Annotated in this window: 31 protein-coding genes, 1 tRNA gene, 5 pseudogenes and 1 riboswitch; of the genes and pseudogenes, 9 read left to right on the top strand and 28 right to left on the bottom strand. The window is 30.7% G+C overall.

Translation table 11 applies throughout. From position 1 onward, the window contains the following. Window positions 1-101 precede the first annotated feature (101 nt). Complete coding sequence (locus tag AB3K27_RS05230; protein WP_368490181.1) at window positions 102-3,008, bottom strand: DEAD/DEAH box helicase family protein; 2,907 nt, start codon at window positions 3,006-3,008, stop codon at window positions 102-104. A gap of 628 nt (window positions 3,009-3,636) precedes the next feature. Between AB3K27_RS05230 and AB3K27_RS05225 the strand changes: the two genes are divergently transcribed. Beyond that, a tRNA-Trp gene (locus tag AB3K27_RS05225) sits at window positions 3,637-3,712 on the top strand. A 96-nt stretch (window positions 3,713-3,808) separates the two neighbouring features. Here the strand turns inward: AB3K27_RS05225 and AB3K27_RS05220 are convergent. Continuing rightward, window positions 3,809-3,946 (bottom strand): hypothetical protein, encoded by a 138-nt coding sequence (locus tag AB3K27_RS05220; RefSeq protein ID WP_368490180.1) that lies wholly within the window; start codon window positions 3,944-3,946, stop codon window positions 3,809-3,811. Between the two features lie 309 nt (window positions 3,947-4,255). Between AB3K27_RS05220 and AB3K27_RS05215 the strand changes: the two genes are divergently transcribed. From AB3K27_RS05215 to AB3K27_RS05205, 3 genes are all read left to right on the top strand, one after another. Next, complete coding sequence (locus AB3K27_RS05215) at window positions 4,256-4,417, top strand: helix-turn-helix domain-containing protein (RefSeq protein ID WP_368491179.1); 162 nt, start codon at window positions 4,256-4,258, stop codon at window positions 4,415-4,417. Window positions 4,418-4,653: 236 nt separating this feature from the next. Then, on the top strand, window positions 4,654-4,938 hold the full coding sequence (locus AB3K27_RS05210; RefSeq protein ID WP_368490179.1) for a helix-turn-helix domain-containing protein: 285 nt from the start codon (window positions 4,654-4,656) through the stop codon (window positions 4,936-4,938). A 129-nt stretch (window positions 4,939-5,067) separates the two neighbouring features. Continuing rightward, window positions 5,068-5,220, top strand: coding sequence for a hypothetical protein (locus AB3K27_RS05205; RefSeq protein ID WP_368490178.1), 153 nt, complete (start codon window positions 5,068-5,070; stop codon window positions 5,218-5,220). Window positions 5,221-5,230: 10 nt separating this feature from the next. Here the strand turns inward: AB3K27_RS05205 and AB3K27_RS05200 are convergent, their stop codons facing one another. Continuing rightward, window positions 5,231-5,611, bottom strand: a complete 381-nt coding sequence (locus AB3K27_RS05200) for a hypothetical protein (RefSeq protein WP_368490177.1) — start codon at window positions 5,609-5,611, stop codon at window positions 5,231-5,233. Between the two features lie 120 nt (window positions 5,612-5,731). On the opposite strand from AB3K27_RS05200, the gene AB3K27_RS05195 reads away from it, so the two are divergent. Beyond that, window positions 5,732-5,902, top strand: a complete 171-nt coding sequence (locus AB3K27_RS05195) for a hypothetical protein (protein WP_368490176.1) — start codon at window positions 5,732-5,734, stop codon at window positions 5,900-5,902. A 239-nt stretch (window positions 5,903-6,141) separates the two neighbouring features. On the opposite strand, the gene AB3K27_RS05190 is transcribed toward AB3K27_RS05195, so the two are convergent. Then, window positions 6,142-6,324: a hypothetical protein gene (locus tag AB3K27_RS05190; protein WP_368490175.1), complete on the bottom strand. Its 183-nt coding sequence runs from the start codon at window positions 6,322-6,324 to the stop codon at window positions 6,142-6,144. A 136-nt stretch (window positions 6,325-6,460) separates the two neighbouring features. Between AB3K27_RS05190 and AB3K27_RS05185 the strand changes: the two are divergent. Continuing rightward, a pseudogene (locus tag AB3K27_RS05185) lies at window positions 6,461-6,806 on the top strand (ISNCY family transposase); the annotation flags it as partial. Window positions 6,807-7,307: 501 nt separating this feature from the next. Here AB3K27_RS05185 and AB3K27_RS05180 read toward each other — a convergent pair. The 4 genes from AB3K27_RS05180 to AB3K27_RS05165 form a co-directional block, all read right to left on the bottom strand. Continuing rightward, the gene (locus AB3K27_RS05180; RefSeq protein ID WP_368490174.1) at window positions 7,308-7,553 is read right to left on the bottom strand and encodes a hypothetical protein; all 246 of its coding nucleotides are present in this window, start codon (window positions 7,551-7,553) and stop codon (window positions 7,308-7,310) included. A gap of 164 nt (window positions 7,554-7,717) precedes the next feature. Beyond that, window positions 7,718-7,846 carry a hypothetical protein gene (locus tag AB3K27_RS05175; RefSeq protein ID WP_368490173.1) on the bottom strand — a complete coding sequence of 43 codons (129 nt, stop codon included), beginning with the start codon at window positions 7,844-7,846 and terminating at the stop codon, window positions 7,718-7,720. A gap of 6 nt (window positions 7,847-7,852) precedes the next feature. Further along, window positions 7,853-8,155: a phage terminase small subunit-related protein gene (locus AB3K27_RS05170; RefSeq protein WP_368490172.1), complete on the bottom strand. Its 303-nt coding sequence runs from the start codon at window positions 8,153-8,155 to the stop codon at window positions 7,853-7,855. A gap of 288 nt (window positions 8,156-8,443) precedes the next feature. Then, on the bottom strand, window positions 8,444-8,623 hold the full coding sequence (locus tag AB3K27_RS05165; RefSeq protein WP_368490171.1) for a hypothetical protein: 180 nt from the start codon (window positions 8,621-8,623) through the stop codon (window positions 8,444-8,446). Between the two features lie 51 nt (window positions 8,624-8,674). Between AB3K27_RS05165 and AB3K27_RS05160 the strand changes: the two genes are divergently transcribed. Further along, window positions 8,675-8,863: a hypothetical protein gene (locus AB3K27_RS05160; protein WP_368490169.1), complete on the top strand. Its 189-nt coding sequence runs from the start codon at window positions 8,675-8,677 to the stop codon at window positions 8,861-8,863. A gap of 524 nt (window positions 8,864-9,387) precedes the next feature. Here AB3K27_RS05160 and AB3K27_RS05155 read toward each other — a convergent pair. Next, window positions 9,388-10,317, bottom strand: coding sequence for a DUF2935 domain-containing protein (locus tag AB3K27_RS05155; protein WP_368490168.1), 930 nt, complete (start codon window positions 10,315-10,317; stop codon window positions 9,388-9,390). Window positions 10,318-10,628: 311 nt separating this feature from the next. Between AB3K27_RS05155 and AB3K27_RS05150 the strand changes: the two genes are divergently transcribed. Continuing rightward, the gene (locus tag AB3K27_RS05150) at window positions 10,629-10,916 is read left to right on the top strand and encodes a helix-turn-helix domain-containing protein (RefSeq protein ID WP_368490167.1); all 288 of its coding nucleotides are present in this window, start codon (window positions 10,629-10,631) and stop codon (window positions 10,914-10,916) included. A gap of 399 nt (window positions 10,917-11,315) precedes the next feature. Here the strand turns inward: AB3K27_RS05150 and AB3K27_RS05145 are convergent, their stop codons facing one another. From AB3K27_RS05145 to AB3K27_RS05120, 6 genes are all read right to left on the bottom strand, one after another. Further along, the gene (locus AB3K27_RS05145; protein ID WP_368490166.1) at window positions 11,316-12,128 is read right to left on the bottom strand and encodes a flavodoxin family protein; all 813 of its coding nucleotides are present in this window, start codon (window positions 12,126-12,128) and stop codon (window positions 11,316-11,318) included. Window positions 12,129-12,222: 94 nt separating this feature from the next. Beyond that, a complete protein-coding gene (locus AB3K27_RS05140; RefSeq protein ID WP_368490164.1) occupies window positions 12,223-12,708 on the bottom strand; it encodes a GNAT family N-acetyltransferase in 486 nt (161 codons plus the stop codon). Window positions 12,709-12,813: 105 nt separating this feature from the next. After that, complete coding sequence (locus AB3K27_RS05135) at window positions 12,814-13,038, bottom strand: hypothetical protein (RefSeq protein WP_368490162.1); 225 nt, start codon at window positions 13,036-13,038, stop codon at window positions 12,814-12,816. 156 nt (window positions 13,039-13,194) lie between these two features. Continuing rightward, window positions 13,195-13,659: a pyridoxamine 5'-phosphate oxidase family protein gene (locus tag AB3K27_RS05130; protein WP_368490161.1), complete on the bottom strand. Its 465-nt coding sequence runs from the start codon at window positions 13,657-13,659 to the stop codon at window positions 13,195-13,197. Window positions 13,660-13,790: 131 nt separating this feature from the next. Further along, on the bottom strand, window positions 13,791-14,168 hold the full coding sequence (locus tag AB3K27_RS05125) for a hypothetical protein (protein ID WP_368490160.1): 378 nt from the start codon (window positions 14,166-14,168) through the stop codon (window positions 13,791-13,793). A gap of 320 nt (window positions 14,169-14,488) precedes the next feature. Continuing rightward, on the bottom strand, window positions 14,489-14,656 hold the full coding sequence (locus tag AB3K27_RS05120; RefSeq protein WP_368490159.1) for a hypothetical protein: 168 nt from the start codon (window positions 14,654-14,656) through the stop codon (window positions 14,489-14,491). Between the two features lie 285 nt (window positions 14,657-14,941). Between AB3K27_RS05120 and AB3K27_RS05115 the strand changes: the two genes are divergently transcribed. Beyond that, the gene (locus AB3K27_RS05115; RefSeq protein ID WP_368488366.1) at window positions 14,942-16,066 is read left to right on the top strand and encodes an IS4 family transposase; all 1,125 of its coding nucleotides are present in this window, start codon (window positions 14,942-14,944) and stop codon (window positions 16,064-16,066) included. A gap of 53 nt (window positions 16,067-16,119) precedes the next feature. Here AB3K27_RS05115 and AB3K27_RS05110 read toward each other — a convergent pair whose 3' ends face one another. The 13 genes and pseudogenes from AB3K27_RS05110 to AB3K27_RS05050 all read right to left on the bottom strand — a co-directional run. Next, window positions 16,120-16,581 (bottom strand): MarR family winged helix-turn-helix transcriptional regulator, encoded by a 462-nt coding sequence (locus AB3K27_RS05110; protein ID WP_368490158.1) that lies wholly within the window; start codon window positions 16,579-16,581, stop codon window positions 16,120-16,122. Between the two features lie 114 nt (window positions 16,582-16,695). Further along, the gene (locus tag AB3K27_RS05105; RefSeq protein WP_368490157.1) at window positions 16,696-16,851 is read right to left on the bottom strand and encodes a helix-turn-helix transcriptional regulator; all 156 of its coding nucleotides are present in this window, start codon (window positions 16,849-16,851) and stop codon (window positions 16,696-16,698) included. Window positions 16,852-16,896: 45 nt separating this feature from the next. Then, a pseudogene (locus AB3K27_RS05100) lies at window positions 16,897-18,070 on the bottom strand (iron-containing alcohol dehydrogenase). Window positions 18,071-18,364: 294 nt separating this feature from the next. Further along, window positions 18,365-18,647, bottom strand: a pseudogene (locus AB3K27_RS05095) (DUF2325 domain-containing protein). Between the two features lie 236 nt (window positions 18,648-18,883). Next, a riboswitch (SAM riboswitch) is annotated at window positions 18,884-18,997 on the bottom strand. Between the two features lie 76 nt (window positions 18,998-19,073). Continuing rightward, on the bottom strand, window positions 19,074-19,979 hold the full coding sequence (locus tag AB3K27_RS05090; RefSeq protein WP_368490156.1) for a glycyl-radical enzyme activating protein: 906 nt from the start codon (window positions 19,977-19,979) through the stop codon (window positions 19,074-19,076). 250 nt (window positions 19,980-20,229) lie between these two features. Further along, window positions 20,230-22,599 (bottom strand): formate C-acetyltransferase/glycerol dehydratase family glycyl radical enzyme, encoded by a 2,370-nt coding sequence (locus AB3K27_RS05085; RefSeq protein ID WP_368490155.1) that lies wholly within the window; start codon window positions 22,597-22,599, stop codon window positions 20,230-20,232. Window positions 22,600-22,713: 114 nt separating this feature from the next. Then, a complete protein-coding gene (locus AB3K27_RS05080) occupies window positions 22,714-23,262 on the bottom strand; it encodes a helix-turn-helix domain-containing protein (RefSeq protein ID WP_368490154.1) in 549 nt (182 codons plus the stop codon). A 105-nt stretch (window positions 23,263-23,367) separates the two neighbouring features. Next, complete coding sequence (locus AB3K27_RS05075; protein ID WP_368491178.1) at window positions 23,368-23,559, bottom strand: ATP-binding protein; 192 nt, start codon at window positions 23,557-23,559, stop codon at window positions 23,368-23,370. A gap of 338 nt (window positions 23,560-23,897) precedes the next feature. Continuing rightward, window positions 23,898-24,113, bottom strand: a pseudogene (locus AB3K27_RS05070) (histidine kinase dimerization/phospho-acceptor domain-containing protein); the annotation flags it as partial. 256 nt (window positions 24,114-24,369) lie between these two features. Next, complete coding sequence (locus tag AB3K27_RS05065) at window positions 24,370-24,672, bottom strand: hypothetical protein (protein ID WP_368490153.1); 303 nt, start codon at window positions 24,670-24,672, stop codon at window positions 24,370-24,372. 1 nt (window position 24,673) lies between these two features. Beyond that, window positions 24,674-25,360: a response regulator transcription factor gene (locus tag AB3K27_RS05060; protein ID WP_368490152.1), complete on the bottom strand. Its 687-nt coding sequence runs from the start codon at window positions 25,358-25,360 to the stop codon at window positions 24,674-24,676. A gap of 153 nt (window positions 25,361-25,513) precedes the next feature. Further along, complete coding sequence (locus AB3K27_RS05055; protein WP_368490151.1) at window positions 25,514-25,942, bottom strand: sialidase family protein; 429 nt, start codon at window positions 25,940-25,942, stop codon at window positions 25,514-25,516. Window positions 25,943-26,273: 331 nt separating this feature from the next. Continuing rightward, window positions 26,274-26,336: pseudogene (locus tag AB3K27_RS05050) on the bottom strand (helix-turn-helix domain-containing protein); the annotation flags it as partial. Window positions 26,337-26,555 lie beyond the last annotated feature (219 nt).

Raw genomic sequence — 26,555 nt, 5'->3', positions numbered from 1 at the left:
TCATTCTCAAAAAATGTGATCAATATTACCATCAATCAGATTTTTTTTTAAACCTCCTAGTTTTTATTTATAAGTTAATTTATCCTTGAGATAAATATTTTTTATTCTATACTACCTAATAACTCATTTGCAATGTTTATGCTTTCTAACCTCATAATACTTTCCTCTGCACTTCCATAACTTAAAAGATTAATACTGCCGTACCATACAATTTTCTGATCAAATATTGCAAATTTCTGATATATATTTGTTTTAAAAATAATATCTATTCCAGACATCCTTATAAATTTATACATTTCCATTAAAGCACCTTTATCTTTTTCTTTAAAATCTGTTTCTGGACGAGTAACTACCTTGACCCTATTTCCATTTTTTATTGCAATCATCAAAAGTTTTAACATTTGCGACAGTCTTCTTTTGCTTATAAAAGGACTAACTATAATAATTTCATGTTTAGTTGAAAAAACATCATTACTAAATACAGTTAAAAAATTATTATTGTTATAAATCAAATTTATTGTTTCAAATGGTTTACTCTCACTTTTAGCGGAATATCCTATTGAAGCATATCCCTTTAACCTTTTTTCATACATTCTTTCTAATACACCAATATGTACATCAACATAATCATAAATTTGAACTTCATTTTTATTATCATATATTCTGTGAAGTCTACCAGCATATTGCTGCAGCGTTCCTTTCCATGCTATAGGCATTGCAAGAAATAGAGTATCTAGTCTCGGTTCATCAAAGCCTTCTCCTACAAATTTACCTGTAGCTACTATTACAAAGCTACTTTGTTTTGCTATACTTGAAAGTTTCTCTAATTCAGTTTTCTTTTCTTTAACTGACATTCTTCCAGTAAGTACAATAACATTAGGTAGTTTTTTTTCTAAAGCATTAGCAAGTATTTCGACATGTGCTGTTCTTTCAGTTAAAACTATGGGATTTCGGCCCTCTTTTACACAACTTATAACATCACTAATAATTAATTCATTTCTAATCTGACTAGTACTTATTTCAGAATATATTTCTGCTATTGTCCATTCCTTTTCATTTTGACAAACAGGTTTTCTAAAAGAAGTAAATCTCGGAATAACATAATGTTCAAAAGGTTGTTTTTCAGCCTGCTTTCGTGCATCGACCTTGTATCTAATAGGACCACACTGCATAAATATTATAGGATGATGACCATCCTTCCTTATTGGAGTTGCAGTTAATCCATAAACATATTTTGCCCATGTATTTTTTAGTATTTGTTCAAAGCTAAAGGCTGAAACGTGATGACATTCATCCACTAAAACCATTCCATAACTTTTTACTAATTCTTTGACTTCATTTTTTCTTACTAACGACTGCATTATAGCAATATCAATGATACCATTTAAGTTATTTTTGCCTGCCCCTATTTGTCCTATAATACTGAGATTCTTTTTTCGTCCTCTCTTTTTAATATTATCAACCTTTAAAAATTCATTTACTGTTAAAAACTGGTTTAATCTTTCTTTCCATTGTTCTAACAATTGTTGAGTGTGTACAATTATAAGGGTATTTACCCTTCTTTCAGCTATTAACTTAGCTCCAATAACAGTTTTACCAAAACCAGTGGTTGCAGATAACACTCCATTATCATGTTTTAACATAGCATCTGCAGCTGCCGCTTGTTCTTCTCTAAGTTCTCCATTAAACGTAACTGAAATTGTTTTACCACTATACCTTTCATCGTTGCACTTAAAGTTAACTTTATTTTCATTAAATAGATTATAAAGGTCACTCTCTGTGCCTCTTGGAAGACATAAATATTCTGACGTTTCCTCTGACAAAGAAACAACTCTTGGTTTATTAAAGGTCGGTAGTCTCATAGCCTGAGCTTTATAAAATTCCGGATTTTTAAATGCTGCCACTCTTTTAATAGAATTTAGAGTTTTATTCGAAAATCCCTCTTTCTTTATAAAAATCATATTAGCTTTTATAATATGAACATTAGTTGGAAAATCTGTATTACTTAATTTATAGCTTTTCCTAATTCTTTCCCATGGTTTAGTTTCTTCCTCTACATCCTCCTTTAGCTCTCCTAATTCATCACCAGAACAAAATTCAGAAATATAAAACTCAATCTCATCTTTTGTGAGTTTACCAACAGAACTTAGAAAATGCCATTGATCTTTATAGGGTTCTAAGTTTTTATCTATAAAAACACTATTTTTGTTTCTTCTAGCATTTCGCTGCATTGGCAAAGCTATAAGATTTCCAAAGCCTCCTCTTGGTATAGTGTCCTGATTCGGAAATAGTCTATCATAAGATTCAAATTTGATTTCATGCCTTTTTGTCATTGCATAGGTAAGAAGCCCCGTTCCAAATTTTCTAGCTGATACCGCACTTATACTTTCTTTAAAGAAGAACCATATATGAGCCCCTGAACCAGATCTCGATCGTTCAATTGCAAAAGGTATTTTCTTGTCCTCACATATTTCTCTCAATATGCTAATATCCTTTTCCCATCCCTCATCATCAAAATCTATAGCAAGAAAATAACAGCTATCGTCCATGGTCATAGGATAAATCCCTAGAATCTCTATTCCTCTTAAGTGTTTATTAATTGCATATGTATCTAATATTAGATATTTTCTATTTTTACAATCCGAACATTTTATTTTAGGTTTATAACAAACTTCTTTTCTCCATTCGTTTATGCATACTGGAGAATAACCAGATTTTCCACCTTTATTTTGCCAACGCTTAGCATATACATCTTCTCTTCCTTTAAATAGTGACATAAATAGTTTTATTTTATCTTCTGGTGAACTACTATTATTTATTTGTGTGTGTTCATTTTCTTGAATTGTCATATCAGTCTTATTCTCAGCTAATGTTTTATCTTTATTATCTACACATACTTTAACTTTTTTCAATTGAATATATTTTCTTAAATTCTCATTTTCTATTTTTAAAATTTGATTCTCTTCTAACAGCTCCATGTACTTATTATAAAGTTTATTATAATCCATTCTCTACTCCTTGCTTGTTTTTTTTTAGCTAACTAAAAACTAACAATTTCAATTCAAGATGTAAATCATTAGTTTGTCATTTATCCATTTCAGTTTTTCATACTCACTTAGATATTTATCAATGTTATCTGTATAAATTTTAATTTTGGCTAAAAATTCACTTACCATATATAAACCTCTATAATCGCTGCTTAAATATAATTTTTTTGTAATAATTATATCATATAAATGTAACAATTATATGTCAAAATCATACTATTTATGTATTAATTTCATAATTAACTAATACATACATATATGCACTATCTAGGGTAAATTAGGATTTACATTTTAAAGACTGCTATCATACTCCCTGAAAAAGTAATATTTCAATTAAGTTCACATAAAACACTAACTACTTTTTTAAATAGTAATATTCATAATTTAGCATTTTATGTACTTTAAAGTTGAATTGCTGTGTGCTGTGTAATCAACAGTACAAGATTACAGTTTCAATGATAAATAATAGAAAAAATCAACAGAATTAATTAAATTGTGCTTGACTGATTAAGCTTTCTGTCTTATAATAAATTTTGTCAGTAAACATTATAGCAGATTTACCGAAATACAATAAAATATTACTAAATATAGGGGTATAGCTCAACTGGTAGAGTAGCGGTCTCCAAAACCGTTGGTTGTGGGTTCGATTCCTACTGCCCCTGCCAGAACAAAGCCTGTAATATCAACGTATTACAGGCTTTTGTTATGTCTATTTATCAAATGAATTTTTTCGATTTGGTTGTCTAATTTTTAGGCATATATTAAGATTCCATTATATTCATATTTAAAATAAAAAGTTTTAACTCTTTAATTATTGATTTAAGCTTTACATTCTCCTCTCTTAAAATTTCATTCTCATCCTTTAATTTTTCTGCATATAATACTTTTTCATTTGTCACCCATAGTTCCCCCTTTATAAAATTGAAGAACATCCGTTCTAATCAACTATTATAATAATACCATAAAATTGTTAACATATCCACATCATTCTAGTATTCTTTCTCTTTAAGACTTTATTTAGCATCTAAGAATCCCCCTTTGTTGTTCAATTTAAACGGTGCACCTTTTATTGCCTTATATATTAGCACAAAAAATATTCCTGGGCGGAATATCGTATTGCAAAATTAGATATTCCATTATTTTCTTGTATAGAATACAAATATTGTGTCATAAAATGTAGGTTGAGGTGGTTTTTCTTGTTTAAAAATATGCGAAAAAAATTAGGATTTACACAAAATCAAATGGCTAGAAAGCTCGGTATAAGCCAAGGTACGTTAAGTAAATTAGAAAACAATTCTGTTTATAAAATTAATATTATAAAAATTACCTTTATAAGGAAGGTATGTGATATTTTTTTCTATGCCCCATAATATTATTTCTATATTTTTATGATGGGCAATTTTATTCTCCTTTTTATTCCTTAGAAAATAAGTGTAAATATTGCAACTATAAGAATTGTTACAATAAAACAAAAAGATAACTTTATAATTTTATGTCGTTATACAGACATTTATTTTTATATATAGTCTATATAACGATATTTTATTGATATGAATTCATTTTATGGTAGGATATCCCTGATCTATGTTTTGATGGGAGAATTTACATGGAATTAAAGAAAACTTTTGGAGATAAAATTTATGATTTACGCATGGAACTTGAATTGACTCAGGAGGAATTTATTTCACGCCTTAACCCTAGCTTTTCAAGAACAACTTTAAGTTATATAGAAAATGGGCTATCCATGCCCAGTGCAGAATTCATAAAAGCTGTATGTGAAGCATTTAATATATCTGCTGATTGGCTTTTAGATATAAACAACACTGTAATGTTAACAACAACTGAGAGGAAACTCTTGGATGGATTCCACAAACTTAGGGTCAAAAACTAAACAAACAGTTTTAAATTTATTAGATGCTCTTAATTATAAAATTGAAGAAGATAAATAATAAAATTCCAGCTAAAATAAAGCTGGAATTTTATTATTCCATTCTTTAAAATTAGAATGAGGTGTTTTTATATGAATGAAAAGACCTCAATATACTTAGAATCGGATTTAAAAAAGGCTGTTAGAATAGAACTTATCTGGGACGGTGAAAACCAAAGCTTAAGTAACTTAATAAATCAACTGCTGTATAAATGGTTGCCAGAGAAAGAAAGAGGGGAATATTAAACTCCCCTCTTTACTTCATTGTCTTTATCTTCCCCAGCAGTTCCTTCTCTACTAAAACTACATTTTGAACTAAACTTTCCCCTGTGTCCACTATCTGGTATACAGTAATATCCTTGCCGGACTTAAAGAAAGCTGTTAGCATCATATTTCCATCTTCCAAGTTTTTGTATTCCACATAAATCATTTTTTTATTTGTAAGAGTCAATATCTCGTTTAATTTATCTTCCAGCCTTTCCTTAGGTCTAACATTCTTATTGTATTTAACTATTGCTTTAAAACGGCTTTCAATACACTTTGTACTAATTATGTCCATAATTTCACTGCAATCATTACATGGGTATTTCCCCCCATCTACATCTCTAAATATGCACTCTTTGCATCTTGTAGCCATAACTCTTCCCCCAATTTTAAATCTTACTAAGGTAAATTTTAGCATAGAAATTGCAGAATATACAGGGATTTTGACGAATTGTTTAGATTAGGTATAATGGAATAAAAAGGGGATGGTTATATGGTAATGTCTAATAGGGAATTATTTGCTTTAATGTACAATAAAGTATTTGAAATTGCTAATAACTATAAGTCTGATTGTATATATGATGAGAAAGTCAAGGAAGAAGTAGCAAGACAGTTCGGTAAAGAAAAAACTGATTGGTTCTACGATACGTGGAAGAAGATTTGAGGGCGTGAAGCTCTCCTTTTTTATTGGAAAACTTTATAAAAAATTTAATACACTACGTGTTATGGTTCAACATGAGCACATGTGAGCATCTTAATTTTATTTAAATACAATCCTTGTTAAGGTTCAACTCTCACTAAATTAGTTTTATCATGAATAAAAGCCCTGGGATTAGTCCAGGGCTTTTATCTTTTTTTAGGAATAATTATATATTTGATCTCTTTCCACCAGTATAGAATAAATTAAGAAATCTTATTATTCGATAATAATTCAATCTTTTTGTCTGCCAAAATAAATCCTATTCCTGATATTAAGCCTGCTAAAGCTCCTATTATAGCAGCTATTCCTATGTTGCCGCGCACAACACAACCCACTATTATTCCAGCAATTCCTACAATAATAAGAATTATTCCTGTGACTTTCATTTATTTCTCTCCCCTTTCAATTATTACATATAATAGGCGTTTGCGAAACGCTACAACCCGCATAAATGCGGTATATTTTTTGTTGTAAAATAGAATAACTCCTCACTGATTTATGGTAAAATTGAATTAATCAACAAACAAAATCACCACATACCTCAGAAAGGAGTTATATACATATGATACCATATGTCCTAAAATGAAATGGATCTACAATAAAAAAACTAAAAAGAGTCGACGAGTAACTTTATGTGAAAACCCATGTACAAAATCATCTTGTGGCAGAATGTTCTACATTTATCCTGAAAAGAATCTCCGTGCATATCCTGGAACCACTCGTGGTTCTCAAGAATGGAATTATATCTATAAAATTCGTTCTGTTGTAGAAAAAAGCATTGATCAATTTAAACATAGTTACTGTATTGCTTGTCGCAGAACACATAATGAAAAAACTCTTCGTGCTGATTTGCTTCTTACAGGTATAACTCAGCTAATAACGGTTGTTATAGCAAATAAAATACACAAGCATGAATATATTCGAAGTCTAAAACCATTGGTTGCATAGATATTTGCTATACTTAAATTTTCAATTAAGTATGGTTTTATTTCTTGTACCTTTTTTTCAATTTAACTATTCCAAATCGTAAAAATTTGCCTTTAATCTTCTAACTGCATTTTTAAAACTTCTCATCATCTTTTATTCATTTTTATCGGTGAGTTTCGCAATTACCTAATTACATATAAGTACTTCTACAAAAATTTTCATATTCCTGCTCAATATTCCAATTTTATATAAAAAAATAAAGCCCCGGGAAACCGGGGCGATAATTATTTCTATAATAATTTGTATTATCTTGCTTCGCGTGCTAAATGATAATATGGATGGTTATTATTGTCTGCCAATATTAAAATATTCTTCTTTTATATAATAATAAAAATAAGCCTATCAAGAAAATCCCAATAGGCTTATTCATATTGTAATACTACTATCTATGAGCATTTGCTGCTGAATGTACTGCTTTTGGTGCTGGTTTAGCATGTGGTGCCTTAACTTTATGCTTGTTTACTACCTTTTGTACTGGTCTGGCAGGTGCTTTGTATTTAGATTTACAAACTACACCTGGTTTGTTATTGGCAGAACATGCACTAACTGTCGTAGCAATTCCTGTATTAAGTAACAATGGTGTTGCGAGCATTACAGCTGAGAGTACCTTATATTTCATTTTTAACATTTTTATTACCTCCTGAATTTTTAAATTATTTATTGCAGCTGCTATATTTAATATTCTAGTTATCCTTTATGACAATTTAATGCAACACCCATGTTATTCCAATGTTATCTTAATGTTTTTCTATGTGAAATGTTAAGAGACATTGAATATTTCTTGAACTGTTACTACTCAGTTTGAGCAATAGAAGTATCTTGTGTTATTTTATCTTCTGCATTTACAACAGCTGTAGAGATATTCGTATTCTGCACAGCACCCTGCAGCACTCTCTGTATACTAGCAATAGTTTGCTTCAAATGTTTTTAAGTAGCATATATAACACAAAAAAGCCACTGTTTATCAGTAAGTTCAGAGTTATTTAAAACTTCCTGAACTTCTCTCTCTAAAGGCTTTTTTGTATCACATTTTTCTCTATTAGTAACGTTACTTTTCGATGGTAATGTACCTTTTAATTTTTCATCCCATTTATCTTTGCTTTTCCATTTACGTATTTGGGTATTAGATATATTTAACTTTTTTGCTATATCTCTAAGTTTTATATTTCCATCATTCTCTTTGTATATCTCAAATGCTTTATCTCTGTTTGGACTTCTCTGTCTCGGCATCTCTACATTGTCACCACCTGCCCTATTCGTTTCGTTTTGGGGATGAAGAAAGACGTCTAAGTTTTAAAACTCAAATGCCTGTGATACAATTACCAGCTCGGAGGATCGGATTGTTGTTTGCTTTGCATATTTTCATTTCCTTTTGCCTAAAACTTCTACAAAAGAAGATAATATCCTTCAACTATTGTTCGTCAATATTTACTATGTTTCTACCCTAATACATAATTCAATTTTATCTGCGAATTAATAAAAATCTAGAAAACATTACATGAAAACCTATCAGAGCTATCAAGATAAAAGATAAAGTTCTATGCACTTTGACCCATGTGCTCTCATATTCTTATTGCAGTCATGAGCCATCAATTTTTCTATACCAGAAAAGGAGAGGTATTCGCCTCTCCTGGATTTATCTTTATTTAATTTTTTATCTTGGTTAAGCTTTTCTTTCAGGATTTCTCTTATCTTCATACCTCTCACCTTCTTTATGTTATGGTTAGATAAAAAGGAGATTTCTCATCTATGAAAATTCTAAAGTACATATTTCTATGGATTATAAGTTTTATTGCTTTCATGTATGGTTCATCTATTCTTGAGGGACTATTTAATAATGATTCTGATTCAGGCGTAATATTAATTACTTTATATGCATTAGGAGCAACTATAATAATTTGCACATACCTTATAATGAATTCTTTAAAACAAAAATAAGCACCCTAGATAATGGGTACTTATTTCGACAATTTATTTTGAAGGGATACAATTTTAATATACGAACTTCTGGCGGTTGCATTTGAGTTTAACGTGCCCTGCAACCACAGACACAGGTTTAAATTTTATGTGGTGGGGAACTAATTTATAATCTGTTATAACATTTATTATATACGGTATTTGTTACGATCCAATGTCCTATATAACAACTATTTGTAAACAATATACAAAATAAGCACTGATTTAACAGTGCCTACCTTCTTCTGATATACACACCATATAGTATAATTTTTATTTACGGTTTCCCACATTGGCAGCTCCATTTAACCCTGGAGCTAGAGGTATATTTTAAGGAAGAAATTTGTATATGAGCCATCTTCAATACTCTCATAATATTATTATATTGCACTTTGGCAATATCTTAATTCCAATCTAATTCCATTTTAATTCCTACTTAATTCCACTTTAATTCCTACTTAATTCCACTTTAATTCCTAATATTTTTGTTACATAGCAATATTTTATTATACTTTTGCTTTCTTAAATATTTTTAATAATCGCAAATAGTGGTTTGCTTCTCGTAAGACATGGTCACCCAATAACGGTATTATTATGGATTTAATTTTACAATTTACCAATCCTTGTGTACCTTGTGCTTTAAATTTACTAATTTCTATAGTGGCTTTAAGGCTGTCATCTGTTACTTTTGAAATTGGTATTGTCTTATCCATAGCTTCTTTCGCTTCTTTTGTCAATTTATCAAACTCATTCCCAAAATTATTTGCAGTATTTATAAGTTCATTTTCGGTTGGATCAAGAAGTCCACGAATAAATTTTGAATGTTCGGCCATAATTCTGTTCCAGAAAGCTTCTTGCTTATAAGCCTCCATTTCCAAGTTCATATTTTCACAATTTTGAAGTTTTTGAATCAACTTATGATAAAACTTTGCTTCTCTTAAAATGTGGTCTATAAGTAAAGGATAATTACTTGTGAATATCTTACATGATATGACTGCTGATAATATCCTGGACTTAAACCGTACTAAAGTTGAAATCAGCTCCATAGCTCTTTGATTAAGCATGAATACTCTTTGTTCAAGTATGGGGTTAACTATCATTAAGTCATTACACATCAATGTTGCTTCTGCCTTCGTCAAATCAGTTAAAATGTTTACTCCTGTAAAATATGCTGAAGCCATTTCGGCTTTTAATGTAAATGGGGTTATTACTTCACCAGACTGTAATACACTACAGCTAACAACACCATTAGAAAGAGCTATTGTATCTGCTAAAAGTCTATCAAACTCCATCCTAAGCGTATCTGCTTTAAGTATAAGATTTGAGTTCTTTTGTGTAAAACTTACTTCCAGAAAGAATGAATGTTCTTTCATAATCCTTGCAAAAAAGAGATGTAATCCCAAAGATTGTCGTATAAATTCAATACTAGATAACATAGTTTACCTTTCTTAATATAACAATTACTTACTGCAATTATTATATTAATTTTATGAATAAACTGTTACTATTAAATAAACAAATCCATACTAATTCACGGCACTAATCCACATATCCTAGTTAACTATATTCTCAATAAACCTATGCCGCCTCTTTGTAACTGCACCTTGAGACATATTAAATTTCATACCTAATTGCCAATCCTTTTTCTTATACTTATACTTTAATTTATCCTGTTTTAAATTAAGTAAACTTGTTATAAATCCATTTGCCTATTTGTCCAGCATATCCTCGATACAACAAATTTGGATTGGATGGATTAAAAGACTTAGAACATCCCCCTAAGAAAACAATTTTGACGTCTGATGAACTTACTATTATTGATGAAATCTTAAAAAAATCACCATATGATGCCGGTCTTAATTATAATAATTGTACTGGTAAACTTCTTGTTAAATGGATAGGCCTAAACTTTAATAAAAAAATCTCACTTGGTACCGCTTATAATATATTTATTAGGCTTAATTGCTCCAAAACTAGAGCTAAGAAATTAAGTAGCAAAATTAACAAAGAAACCTTGACTAACTTTAGAGAATAATTTTCAAATTTTGTAAAATCAAAAGATGAGAATACTGTAGTTCTCTATGAAGATGAAGCAATTGTTACATCTGGGCCGTCTGTGACTGCCGTTTGGACTAAGGTTTAAATACAACCTATAATTAAAACTTTACCAACTGGTGCAAGAAAAAGAGCTGTTATATTTGGTTCTACTAATCAATTTATATTTTTGGGAATATATAATAATCAACTGGTTAAAGAAGATTACTCTATATGGGATAATGGGAGCATCCGTGACATTAACTACACTAGAAATGAATCAAAAGTTAATATTTGTAAATCAAAAGGCCTGACCTACGGACACTAGTATCCATATAAATGGGAATTGAAATTTGTATAAAAAAAGTATTCTGAAAATAATAAAAAGCATCAGAATTTACTATATTTTGTATTGAAAGCTTGTCAGATAGAAAATCGCAACAATACTTCCAATTAGTCGTGCAAATTTTATTTTTAGAAAATTCGCCTTATTAGGAATATAATAATTACAATCTCTTTGAAGCCATTCATTCCTTTGCCAATACTTATAATCAACTGTATCTTGAAATTGTGTTGACTTCTGCCAACATTTTTGTTGGACCTTAAATGCAATCAACGAATAAAGTGAGGGCCTTTGAGCTAATTTATTTTTAACTGCCTTGAATAACACTTCAGCTGCCTCTTTAATTTCATTACTGTATCTTAATTTCATCTCAACAGAATTCATCAGTTTGCCTGTCTGAAACTTGCTGCTCCCTGCAAAATTCATACCCCAAGTGATAAATGCATTTTTCATTGTATTTATTGTATGATTTGATGAACCGCCTCCCGAAGTAGTTACTATATATACAGTCTTTCCTGCAAATGCAGGCCTGTGGCAGTTAAATGCCATACGATCAATCCAGTTTTTCATTATCCCGTTGACATCCTCAACATATACAGGACTTGCAGCAAGTATCCCGTCAGCCTGATATATCTTTTCCCAGATTATAAGCAACTCATCCTTCAAAGGACACTCTTCTTCTCCCTTGTCAAAACAGGCTCTACAACCACAGCATGTCTTTATATCAAAATAACTCAACTGTATTTTTTCAACCTCCAGAGTAATATTCTCCTCATCAGCAATTGATAAAAGTTGTTTTTCAATCAGTGAAACAATCCTGTTTGTGTTGCCATTTGCTCTATAGCTGCTGACCAATAATATTATCCTCAATATAACCTCCACCTTAAACCAATAATTATCTAGTAATCTATCATTCCATTGTCAATCTAGCTAGTTCTTTATCCATATTTCGAATACGTTCCAATTATAATGTCAATTCCATAAAACCTACAGTAAATGGTAGCTGTGAAAAATTTCTTGTTTCCTTTTCTATAAATCCATGGGATAGATACCACTGCTTCAATATTCTATTTTCTTCAATTATACCTATCCTAATTACATTTCCATTCAAAGATTTCACATAATTTTTCACATAATTTATTAATACTTTTCCATAATTATTATGGCGATACTCTGGTAATACAGATAGTTTTTCCATCTCATAAGTATCATCATCCTGCTTTACAATAGCAACAAAACCTATTTGGATATTGTCTGTAAATAAGCCAAACATCTTTATTCCTCTTGCTTTGTCTTTTATAAGTCTTTCAGTTTCAATAAACGCACCATTTGTTGGACAGTTCTTTTTTGTTAGATTAAATTCCCTTGTAACTGTTAAAAACGATAGTCTAATAACCTGTGTGCTAATTGATAACTCTTCATCCTCAATTTCCCTGATAAAACAATTCAAAGTTCATCACCTCTTTCAATTATAAATAGAGACAGAATGTTTGAACATTATTTATAACAATTAATTTATAGTACATTTATATTTTTCAATTAAATAAATTGAAGTTTATCTCTTTTTAAAATAATATGATGAATATTCCATCCCATCATTACCACTCAACTCATTTTCATTAGGTGAAAAATCTAATTTCTTCAAAGCTTTTATTCTTTCGCCTGCAATAGGAAGTGCCTTTGTTGCTATCATATTACATTCAAACAATATATAAGTTTTATCAATAATCAATTTTAAAATATCTATTATATTGGCTTTTGTTTCATAATCACTTCTCAAATCTAAACGGAGAAGCCCGCAATTATTAAAATAATCTTTGGATTCTCTATGAAATAATCCTATTGTTCCAATTACAGCATTATCTTTAATTTTCTTTTATATTAATACCTAAAACAATAATATTACTAAACTTCATATATTATAAACTGACATTAACTATCTCCTTGCTTTGCCAGAAATATGTTCAATACTAATTTTTATTACTTTAGTTGCTTTACTTGCATTTTTAATATATTCTTTCCCCTTCACAATGTAATCTGGTGAATACTTATTTAATATCTCTAAAAGAGTTGTATTTTTTTCGTTATTAAAAACTTCACTTGCTATTCCAAATACAATTACACTCTCATATTTTGTGCTAAATTTGTCAGGCAGAATATCAGTTTGTCCAACTACACAAAAAGATACTTTACTATTATTTAATATATTATCTAATTTGTGTCCTTCAACAGCACTATGAAAATATATTGAATTATTTAAAAAGACAAAACTTACTGGTACTCCATAAGGATATCCATTTTGGCCTATAGTAGATAGAATACCATAATCACTGTTTTCTAAAGTTTCAATAACTTCATCACTTTTGATTTCTCTGTCTTTTCTTCGCATTTCTCTAAACATAATAATCACCTCATATCATTTTTAAAATTCATACTTCACATTAATTTTCTAATTATCTATCTTCTGTTCGATTAATTTTTATTGTAAGTTGTTAGAGTAAAGAGAAGGGGGAAAATTAACCCTCCTCTTTGCTATAGCTTGTTTATTTTATGTAATAAATCCTTATCCAGCCAAACCACATTTTGAACTAAACTTTCTCCTGTGTCTACTATTTGATATAAGGTAACGTCCTCATCATCATTTAAGAAAGCTGTTAACATCATATTTCCATCCTCTAGCGCTTTATATTTACCGTAAATTATTTCTTTATTTGTAGAGACCAATATCTCATTTAATTTTTGCTTTAATCGTTCTTTAGGTCTAATGTTCTTATTGTATTCAACTATTTGTTTAAAATGACTCTCAGTACATTTCGTACTGTTCATATCCATAATTTCACTACAATCACTACAGGGGTATTTTCCCCCATCTACATCTTTAAATATACATTTTCTACATCTTGTAGTCATACGCTATCCCCCAATTTAAGATATAATATAGGGTAAATTTTAACATAAAAACTATAAGAATATAAATATTTCGGCTAATTACATGGATTTACACCTTATGTATAAATATGGGCGAATATAAATATAACAAGGCCTGCAACCTCAAATACAGACTTTCATTACATTTTTACTTTAAAGCCTTGCTCATAGACTTTAATCATTTTCTTAATCATATTGCCATCATATGGAGCAAAATAAAAAGAGTTTGGGATCTTTCTGAAACTCTAAATGTGTATAAAATTTCTTATATTTACTTATTTTTAATTTCTCAAATTATACTTTTATTCAATTAAATTTATTGGTTTTTCAAAAATGCCTTTTATAAAATTTTTTACTTCTTCTTCAGATCTTAGTATATCGGTTAAAAGCATTTTTTTACCATCTACCTGTATCCATAACATCCATTTACCTTTATTATTCTTTGCCACAAATTGTATATCTCTTTCCACATTTCCACCCCTCAAGAAATTTTAGTATTACAACGGAACATCATAAAAATCTATAGTGCATATATAATAGACGTATATTTACTATAAACATACGTCTACTATATTCATACTACAATGTATGTTCTTTAATGTCAATATAACAAGTAAAAAAGTAGCATATTAAATATAATACATCACGAGTGTTGATTATCCAAAATACGTAAATAAAAAGGTATGAAAATGAGGTCATCCTATGGTAATATTAATTTGCTGAGAAAAAATACTACTGTTTAGGAGAGTGACCTCATGAGAAATAATACCACTATATTTGATATATTTCAAACACTTTTAAAAAAAGAAGAAGTAATTACAGTATGTGCGGTTTTAGGCTATAAGGATACATCAAGAAAATTCACAGTATATGATTTGTTTCAATTTTTTATAGCGACAGCAACTAATGAATACAAAAGTTTTAGAGCTGGTTCAGATTTTATGAATGAAGCTGGATTAAGAGCAGTTGATTATTCCACAATTTCGAAGAAAGCAGCAAATGTAGATTATAAAATAGCTAAGAAATTATTTGAGATTCTTATAACTAAATGCAATCGTTCAACTCGAAGAATACTTAAATTACCAAAAGATTTATTAGCAGTAGATTCCACTACTATAACTGTTGGTGAAGGCAGATTGAAATGGGCAAAGTTCAAAGGTAATAAGTCAGGAATAAAGCTGCATGTGGCTCTTAATGTAAATACTTTAATGCCTCAAAAAGTCATTGAAACTACTGCAAACAAACATGATGGTCCAATAGGTGAAAAACTTATTAATACAGATTGTATCTTGGTAGAAGATAGAGCTTATGGGAAACATAAGAGATATGATATGTTTAAATCTATAAAACAAGCATTTGTCATAAGAATCAAAGACAATATAACTCTAAGTTATCCAAAAAACATAAAAAGTTTAAGAACTGAAAATTCTAATATAATCAAGGATGTTACTTGTTATCTTGGAGAAGGCTCTTCTAAAACTGAAAATAGATTTAGAGTTGTTCAATTTAGTGACTTCTATGGAAAATCCATAAGGGTATGTACTAACTTAATGGCCATTACACCTGAAAAAATTGCAGATATCTATAAAGAAAGATGGAAAGTTGAAAGCTTTTTTAGATTTATAAAGCAAAATTTGAATGTTAAAAGATTGTTTGGAACAAGTGAAAATGCAGTTTACAATCAACTTTTTATAGCTTTAATTGCGTATGTATTACTTCATTTTTCTTATGTTAATGTGTCTCAAAATTTGAAATTTGTTAAGTTATCATTTTGTGAGTTTGTTAGAAAACTTCTTAATTCTACACTTCAAGACGAAGTTCAAGTATGCATTGACTTATTATTTAAAAATATCAATAATTATCAAATTTGTTTATGGTGAAAAATGGTTAATCAACATGTGTGATAATACATAATATTTTACTTTTTAATATCTCACTTACTCAACCACTTAGGAAACTTAGGAAGTATTTTATTCATACTTCTAATTGCAATTTCTAAATCTTTTAGGTCTTCTTCATTTAATGAATTTATTATATCTTTCAATCTTCTCGCAAAAGCTTTACTTTCTAATTTAATATATTCATCAGCTTCTTTTGTAGCAGATATTTTAATTATACGTCTATCATCTTTATCGTAACTACGCTCAGCAAAGTTAATCTTAACAAGTTTGGCAATAATTTTAGTCATTTGCTGCTTAGATAAATTCATCCTTTCAGCTAATTCTTTCATTGTTAAGCTTCCATAAGATTGAAGTACGCATAGTGTATTAAACTGAAGAGCACTTAATTTTTCTTTAAAACAATCTTCAAAGGGCTTACTTAATTTTTCATGAACGAGGATTAAGTAATTAACCATATTTTGTACATAATCATTCTCAATATTACTATCAATCATATATTCTCTCCTCATTATTATAACTTCATTTCATTATATAAACAATCTAAAAATGCTTAAATTAATAAGTCTTATTTATATTTTATTTCTTCTATTTGAAGCAAAATAAGAGCACTAATCTTCAAACTTAAATAATTCTTCAACCGTGGTATGGAATATTTTTGCAATATTCATTCCCAGTTTAAGTGACAGATTGTATCTTCCATTTTCCAGATGAACTATCGTCTCCCGTCTCACTTCAACTAATTCAGCCAGTTCACTTTGCTTCATTCCACTATTTTCTATATTATATCATATAGGGTATTAGTAGTACATTTACATGGCAGCCTTAAAAATATTCATTATATCCACAAAAGTTCCTCTTCTTGGATTTGTAATAGAACTAATATCTTTTTCAGCATTTTTCGAAAGTAACTCTAAATCATTTTCATCAACTCCAATGGAACTGAGATGAATTGGAAGTCCAATATCCTTACAAAGACTTTGAATACAATACTTAATTTTATTGATAGCATCTTGTTTATCAGTTGCTTTCATCCCCATAGCTTCACTGATTTTAAGAATTCTTTCCTCTGATATTGATACCGAATTAAACTCTAATACGTGGGGCAGTAGAGCCGCATTACAAGCTCCATGCATTTCCTCATAAAGTGCACCTATTTGATGAGACATGGAATGAACATATCCTAGTCCTGCATTGTTAAGAACCATTCCACCCATAACACCGGCAAACATCATCTTTTCTCTGGCTTCCATGTCATTTCCATTTTTATATGCTCTTCTTAGGTACCCAAAGACCAACTTTACAGCATCAATTGCCAGGCTATCCGTAACAGGGTGAAGCCTCTGTAGCAACAAAGCCCTCTATTGAATGAGTTAAAACATCAATACCAGAATTAGCAGTTATCTTTGGAGGCATGGTTGTCATAAATCTAGGATCATTTACAGATATTATAGGCATCATTTTTGGATCTGCAATAACCATTTTTACTCTTCTACTATCATCTCTCATAATTGTAACGTTAGTTACTTCAGATCCTGAACCAGAAGTAGTATTTATTGAGATAACTGGCAAACTAGGTTTTGTCATTTTTTTATATCCTTCATAATCTTCTATAGATCCACCATTAGTTGCTGCAATAGCTATACCTTTTGCACAATCATGGTTAGTTCCACCTCCAATAGATATAATAAAGTGATAGTCCCTTCTCAACATGCTTAGTCCTTTTTTAAAGTATGTAAGAGCATCTTCTACAAATGAAATTGTACAATCTGGATGTAAGATTCCATCAAATATATCATAAGAAATAAATAAGTCTTTTAATATTTTCTCAACTGTTTCGACATGACCAAGATTTATTATATTTTTATCCGTAACAATTAGAGCTTTACTTAATTTATATGGAAGTAGTTCTGTATATAAATTCTTAATGGCTCCCACGCCAATAAGATTTATTGCAGGCAAACGAAAATCATGAATATTCTCCAATATAATCCCTCCAAATCTCAAATATATATTAATTTTATCTTTTCTGTTTGGCAGGCTGGTTATTCATAAAATATGAGTTATATGCCTGAGAAAAAAGTACAATGCTACACAACATAGACCGAAACATTTTTTGCAGTCAATCCTCAATTCTTTTGTGCATATATTATATTCATCATTTTATCCTTATCTAATGAGTAAAAATTTTACTCTACACCATTATCTTAATAATTAGTTTTACATAGTATGCAATCTGTTCAGTATACCATTTTATTTGTATCCTTCAATATTTTTCATTTAATCAATAAGTGTATTTTTTATGTTTGCTTGAATACATATCCATGAACGTTTTGAAAACATAATTAAAGTATGATTTTTTAGATTGTTTCTTTATTATTTCAGTCATGTTATGTCCTATGAAATCTGTAAGTACCAATACTAAATCCATATTTTTAGGAATTTCTATTTTCTTATCCCCTCTTTTTCCACCTGTAATGTGATTAACTTTATTAATTCCGCATTTATCTAACTTATCTTTAATATTGTCAAGCCTGTCTCCTCCCACAATTAAAATATTCATAAAAATCTCTCCTTATAATATAAATTCACTGGTACTTAATTTTGTTAAGATCAGTATATTCTTAGGCATTATTAAACTTTTAACATACCACAAAGTAATAATTTGTGAATTTTTATAATTTTTCTTTAAACAGTAGTAAACTTAATTCTAAATACAAGAAAAAAGCTACATTCCTTACATATAAGAAAAATAGCTTCTATTAGCGAATAGCAACTTATTTAATAAGACTTCTACTTTTCTTATCTTTCAGAGCATTACAGTACACTCTGCAGGAATTGACACCGATGCATATAAAAAATGTCGGTTGTCGGGTTTCATAGGGCCAGTCCCTCCACCGCTCTTGATAAGATTTAATTTGATTTTATATCACATGCTATACTAAAATCTCATTTTTGTCAATAATTTATTTTAGCCCAATATATAAACCTATTTATAGCTTACTACCTCAACACCTTCATTTTTAACTATTTTGCATAATTCCATTAAATATTCCTGTGATGGGGTCTTGAACTCTTCTGATGGTTTTTCTAGGCCAAGAGCCTCATATTTACTATTGCCAAATGAGTGATATGGTAATAGCTCTAACTTTGGCTTATTTATATTATCCTTAACAAATCTAGCAGTTTTTCTAATGTTATCCATATCGGAATTCACCCCATCAATCACCGGTATACGAACTATCACAGGTACTTTCAACTCTTTAAGTCTTGATATGTTCTCCAATATCCTTTCGTTGCCAACTCCTGTATAAAATCTATGCTTATCATCATTCATATGTTTTATGTCTATAAATATTAAATTTAATTTTTCCAATATATCTTTCACGTTATCAAACTGAAAGTAGCCAGAAGTTTCAATAGCTAAATCTACAGCTTTATCATAAAGTTTATTTACAAGCTCTCTCAGTATATCAGCCTGAAGGGTTGCTTCTCCTCCAGAAAAAGTAACACCTCCACCTGAATATCTGTAGAATATACTTTGTTTTTCTACTATTTTTAATATTTGTTCACTATTATAATGATAAATTAAATTTTTCCTACTATTGGTTGGGCATGCCTCTACACAAAATCCACAGGATTTGCATTTTTTTCGTTCGAGAATTTGGTTTAAATTTATATCTACTCCATGGGGACATACTTCAACACATCTTCCACATCCTATACATGTCCTTTGGTAGTAGGCAATCTTGTTAGAATTTGTACAACTTTCCGGATTGGAACACCATTGACATTTAAGTGGACAACCAACAAAAAAAATAATTGTTCTAATTCCATTTCCATCGTTAACAGAAAAATTTTGCGGTTCCATAAAATATCCACCTATGCTATTCATGTAAATCCCTCCCTATCTAAAATCAAGTAATTCTTAGGTTCAGGTGGAATTTGCACATGAGGAATGCTTTTCCATCCAAACCTTATTAACAGTATTTTTAGTGTCTTTAGCACTTAGAATACGTTATCCTTTAGGGGAAGAACTTATCCAGAGGCCTAGCAGTACTTATCCTCCACTTGAAGAAGGTGGGTGCTAATTACATCCTTCGGATAAAGACACAACCTAATTAATCTATGTCTTTATTTCAATTCTAATAATTTTCATGAGCTGTTCTTGCAATGATTGCATCCTGCATTGACCTGGATAAATTAACAAATTGCGTACTATATCCTGCAACCCTAACTAACAAATCTTTGTAGTCTTCAGGATTATTTTGAGCTTTACGCAGTGTTTCAGTAGATATTGTATTAAACTGAACATGGAATGCCCCTAGAGAAAAGAAAGATTGAATCATTGCTCCCAAGTTGCTCTGTCCCCTTTTAGTATTTACTAAATCCTCATTTAATCTCAAGTTTAACAGTGTTCCACCAGAATGTACATCCTGATTAATTTTTGCTGCTGAACGCATGGCTGCCAGTGGCGTAGAGGTGTCAGACCCTGCAAAGGGAGATACACCTTCAGACAATGGTTCTTTAGCTTTTCTGCCACATGGGGTTGCACCAACAACTTTTCCTGTAGGCAAATAATTAGAAATCCCCATAAAGGCAGTGATAAAATTATTGCCATTTATGTCTTTATATTTGTGTCCTTCTTTATAATAATGATTTGCCATTTTAATGGCAATATCATCAACATAGTCAATATCATTACCATACTTTGGTACTGCAATAGCTAATTGTCTCAAATTTTCGCAACCTTCCCAGTTTGCATCAAGTACCTTTATTAAAGTTTCCATTGTGATAACTTTATCTTCAAAAACAAGTTTTTTGATTACGGCAAGAGAATTGGAGGTAACTGCAAGGCCTATTCCAGTAAGCACAGGTCCTATATTATATTTTGCTCCAGCATCAACTAAATCCTTGCCTTTTATCATACACTCTTCTATACAGGAGGATAAAAATGGTCTTGGGACCATTTCCTTGTGAAGTTTTTGTGCTAATAAAGTAGCTATAATTGAATGTTCAATTAAATTATCAAATTGTTTGTAAAATGCTTTTTCGACTTCCTCATAAGACTCAAAATTCATTGGATTTTTTTCGTCTAAACCTATTTTCTCACCAATGATCCTGCTTTTACCTCTATTTAATGCAAACTCCAAAGCTGCAGTAAAATTGATATTTACCGCTGAAGTCCATTCACCAGTTTTACGAAAATGTGGTACTACACAACCACAGTTGTTCCAATCTCTAGCATCTTCTGGTGCATAGCCTGCATTTATAAGCATTTGATAACCTGCAGCATCATTATGAATTGCAGGAAATCCAGTACCTTTACTTACTAAATAAGTAACTGCATCCAAAAAGCTTCCCGGACAATCCTGATGAATTCTAACACTTAGACCCGGTTGGTGAGTTTTCACTCTTTCGGTGGCTTTCAAACACATATATGAAAGATCATTTATAGCATCTTTTCCCTCTCTTGTTTTACCGCCAACTGTAAGATTTTGAAATTGATTATATCCTGCAAAGAATTCAGCAGTATTTGCAGAAATTGTCCAAACCCATTCAGATAACTTTATCCAGAGTAATTCAATAAGCTCTTGTATTTGATCCTTTGTCATAATTTTTTTATCCATATCAGATTTATAATATGGATACATAAACTGGTCGAATCTCCCTATGTTAAGTGCCAGTGGATTTTCAGATATTATTCCACCAACTTGTGTAAACCAGACAAATTGAATAGCTTCATAAAAAGTACTAGGGGCTTTCTCAGGTATCCTGCTGCATATTTCAGCAATTTTTAAAAGTTCTTCTTTTCTCACACTATCATTTTCTACATCGGCCATCTCTCTAGCTTTTTCAGCATATCTATTTGCAAGTGTGATAATTCCCCGGGAGGTAATTATTATGGAATTATAAAAATCTTTCTTTTTCATATTTTCCGCTGAAGTAAGAGAAAGCCTTGCAATATTTTCTTTTGCCTCTTTGATAATGCCTCCAAAACCTTTTTTAAATAGAACATCTTGATAATCTGGTGTTATTTCGCCAACTGCCTGTCTCCATTTTGAATCGTTATCAACAAAGCCGGTATCTACTACAACTTTTGCAGTTTCTCTAGGTAATTGTGCTAGAAATGCTTCTTCTAAAGATTTTCCTTTCCAATACGGAAATATATTTTTTCTTACAAATGCCCTTTGTTCATCCGTCATAACATATGGATCCTGCACCCTTTTGCCAAAATTATCCATTTCCCTATCTACCCAGCTCCAGGAGAATTCTGGAGTTAAGATACCGCATTTTCTGAATTCTCCAATGGCGCCAACAATAAGTTCTCCATTAAAAATAGTAACATCAATTTGCTGACAAGTGTCTCTAAATGCTTTGGCTCTTCTTATAGGAATTGATTCACCTTCTGTTTTTTTGTGCGACTCTGTCCAAATTCTTGCCCTTTGGTATGAAATTGCCGGTTTTGCATTTATATAATTCTGTCTTAGAGTTTCAATTCTCTCTGTAATCATATTTTTTATCTCCTTTCATTTTACATTTATTTTATCACATATTTTATACGTTATAACATACAGAATTTCTAAAATAAATCCAGAATACATTTTTAATAATACTCCAGGTTTATTTCAATATTTAACTATATTTTGAAATACAGCTTCAATATCATATGGGTTACTATAGGTATGATTTCTGTTGGCCTTAAACTTTAATGCTGAAGGAGCAGTAAGTTCAAAAGTTTGATCTTCTACAGTTATCACTACAGTGCCTTTTGTCACTACAACATATTCTTCCGCTGAATTTTGATGCGGTGTAGAAATATGTTCAGCACCAGGAAGCAGTTTAATATAAAAATATTCAAATCCTGATATTGGATTAAAAGGGAATACATCATATAATATCATTTTCCCATCTGATTCATATACAGGTTTTATACTATCTATTGATATTGATTGAAAATTATTGGCTTCGCTTCCTAGTATTTCAGAAAATGAAATTTTGAGCCCTGTAGAAATCTTCCATAATATTGATATTGTAGGATTTGATTCGCCTCTTTCAATTTGACCAAGCATTGCCTTACTCACTTCAGTAAGTTTAGATGCTTCCTCCAAAGTCAATCCCCTTTCAAATCTCACCCTTTTTAAAACAGAGCCTATATTAGATGTTGGATCAGTCAATTTACATCAGCCTTTCTTAAGATTGTCATTTTAAAATATCACTTAAATAATTACCTGTCAATATTAATAAAAAAATCAGCAACACTTATCCTATGTATTATAAGGCTAAATTCCAAGTGTGAAAGTAAAAGTAGTACTCTCATTCTCTACACTTTCAGCATGAATCTTGCCACCCAAACTATCTACAATAGCCTTTGCAATAGACAATCCCAATCCATAACTACCACCTTCGTGAGTTCTGGACGGGTCCACTCTATAAAACCTGTCAAATAACTTGGGAAGATCTTGTTTGGATATTCCCTTTCCACTGTTTTTAATGGAAAATACAATATAACGTTTTGTTTTTTCAACGATATGTCAATATATCCTTTTTCATTTGTATATTTTATGGCATTATCAAGCAAAATCATGACAACTTGTTTAATTTGTTCCGGATCACCTTTTACCATTATGTCCTGTTCTACTTTATGAGAAAGCTTAATACCTTTTTCAAAAGCAATAGCTTCCATTGACAGCACTACATTGTTTACAATACTGCTTATATTTATGGATGAGTAAATCTTGCGTATACTTGCATTCTCAGTTTTAGCCAAATACAGAAGATCATTTATCAGTTTTGTCATTCTGCAAATTTCAGTTTTTATATAATTAAGCCATTTTTTCTGATTTTTGATTGTTTCTTCTTCATTTGCAAGGAGTGCATCTGAATTTGCATTTATAATGGCAAGGGGAGTTTTAAGCTCGTGAGAAGCATCGGCCACAAGCTGCTTTTGCTTTTTCCATGCTTCTGCAATAGGTTTAATGGCACGATTAGCAAAATAAAGACTAATGATGAATATAACAATGAGCATAATAAGACCTACAAGGATGAAAGTGGCTAGCAGTTCTCCTAGTGTCTTATGTGTATCCGTAACATCCAAAAATTTAATATCATATCCCTTATCTGTGGTATTTACTGATTGCTGACCATTTTGAAAAATTATATGATTTTCAACAATAGGAGATAAGGTATACTCCCACAGCTTACCATCAAGGTTTATTGTGGAATCGTTTTTTTTATTATTCCAGGCAAGTCCAGCTGCTTTGTGATAGTTTTCATCAGACATATCAATATAAGAATTCAATATCTAATACCTTTCCATCTGAATCTACTCTTATAGAGAAAGAAAGAGAATAATCGGAAGAAATATTGCGAATTACATGCAATCCAGCAGAAACACTGCCATTGGTTTTTGGTGGATTATTACTGCCTTCAAGCTTGATAACAGGTAATGAAAGCAGCTTATTCTGATTCTCCATTTGCATATTGTTATAAGTTATTGTATAAATAACAGCAAACGCCGTAATCATCATCACTGAAATAATTGACATATTGAGAATTAGAAACTTATTGCGCAGCCTTTTAAACATATTATTTGCCATCCTTTTCCATACCTATAACATATCCTGCTCCACGTACCGTTTGGATAAAAACATTGGACTTAATATTTCTTAACTTTTTTCGTAAAAAAGATACATAAACTTCTACATTATTATATTCTACGTCAGTTTCGTAACCCCAGAGCTTTTCAACAATGACATTCTTTGAAATTATAATACCTTTTCCTTTGATTAGCAGTTCTAACAATCGACATTCTTTTAAAGTCAATTTAAATTCCTGCTTCCTACAGCTTAGTCTCAAATTAAGAGGGTCTAATTCCATATCTCCATATTTTAAAATGCCCTCATTTACCAATTCACTTTTCCTACGCCCTAAAGCCCGCAAACGAGCTAATAATTCTTCCGCCTCAAAGGGTTTTGACAAATAATCGTCCGCACCGCTATCTAATCCTCTTACTTTATCCTCTGTTTCCCCTTTTGCTGTTAATAAAATTACAGGGGTTTCAATACCATTTCGACGTAATTCTTTAAGTAAGCTTATGCCGTTCATTTTAGGAAGCATGATATCTAGAATTATTATATCATAAATGCCTGAAAGCCCACAGTCCAATCCACTTTCGCCATCATACTCCAAATCAACACTATAGTGATTTCTTTTAAGAATTTGAGCCACTGCTTCTGCCATATACTTTTCATCTTCCACCATTAAAATTCTCATTTTCATATCTCCTCATCCATAAGTTTAAGCTACTAAAAACAGGATGCATTCAAAACAAGGAGCTGCTGTGAAGCTCCTTATTTTGAATTGCTTTATAATGGTCTTTTTATCCAGGTAACTCTGTAATCTCACACCGACTGGTTTTCATAACTATTAATTAGCATCAGCTGCACTTTGCGTTTTTACCATTTTGATTTTTTTACCGTCTTCACTTACAGTTACACCTTTAGGAACCTCTTTGTTCCAAGTTTTACCACCATCCGTAGAGTAGCTTCTAACACCGTTTTCCACTTTTACTGCTAATCCACCTTTAACAGTACCTTCAGGTGAAAGACCTTTTAGAACGCCGCCTGTGCTGTCTTCATTAATGGTTACACCCTCAGGAGCTTTTCCACTCCATGTCTTACCACCATCTGTAGAATAGCTTTTAACACCATTTACCACTTTACCAAGCAGAGAATTTGTAGAGTTTGATGCTAATACCGTTCCTGTTCCTATTGTAGCAGCAAATGCCCCACAAAGGAGAGCAGCACCCATTTTCTTTTTTGTTGTATTCAAAATTAATGATAACCTACTTTTCATATTTTTAATACCTCCAGAATAACTTTTCTCGTAAGCAGCTGCCTTACAGTTTTCATTATAATGGCCGTACCTTGAATGAATCTTAAAAAGAAAAACTTTTAGAATTTTATCCGAAGGCTAGAATTAGCTAACACCCACATCTTCTTCAAGTGGGGGATAAGCACTGCTACGCCCCTGGATAAGTTCTTCCCCTAAAGGATAACGTATTCTAAGTGCTAAAGACACTAAGAATACTGTTAATAAGGTTCAACTGGAGAAAAGTAATCCTTATAGGCAAACTCCACCTGAACCTAAGAATCACTTGATTATCTAACTTTTTAAATTCGAACCATCAACCATTTTCTTTATATTCAAGCAAATCTCCTAACTGACAATTAAATTCTCTACAGATTGCTTATTACAATATATTTTATATTAATTTAAATCTGTCATTTTTATTTAAAATAGTGTAAAGTATTCATATGACATTAAAAATTTGACATATAATTAAAATTTTATATTTTTACTTTAAAATTAATTATACAAGATAGGTGGATGATAACTTGAAAGAAATTCAGGTGTTTTTGAACATGACAAAAAGACCTATTAAAATGAGGTCAAAAAAAGAGACTTA

The sequence above is a fragment of the Clostridium sp. BJN0013 genome (assembly GCF_040939125.1).
GTDB lineage: Bacteria > Bacillota > Clostridia > Clostridiales > Clostridiaceae > Clostridium_B.
This window is presented reverse-complemented; position numbering and strand designations above follow the sequence as displayed.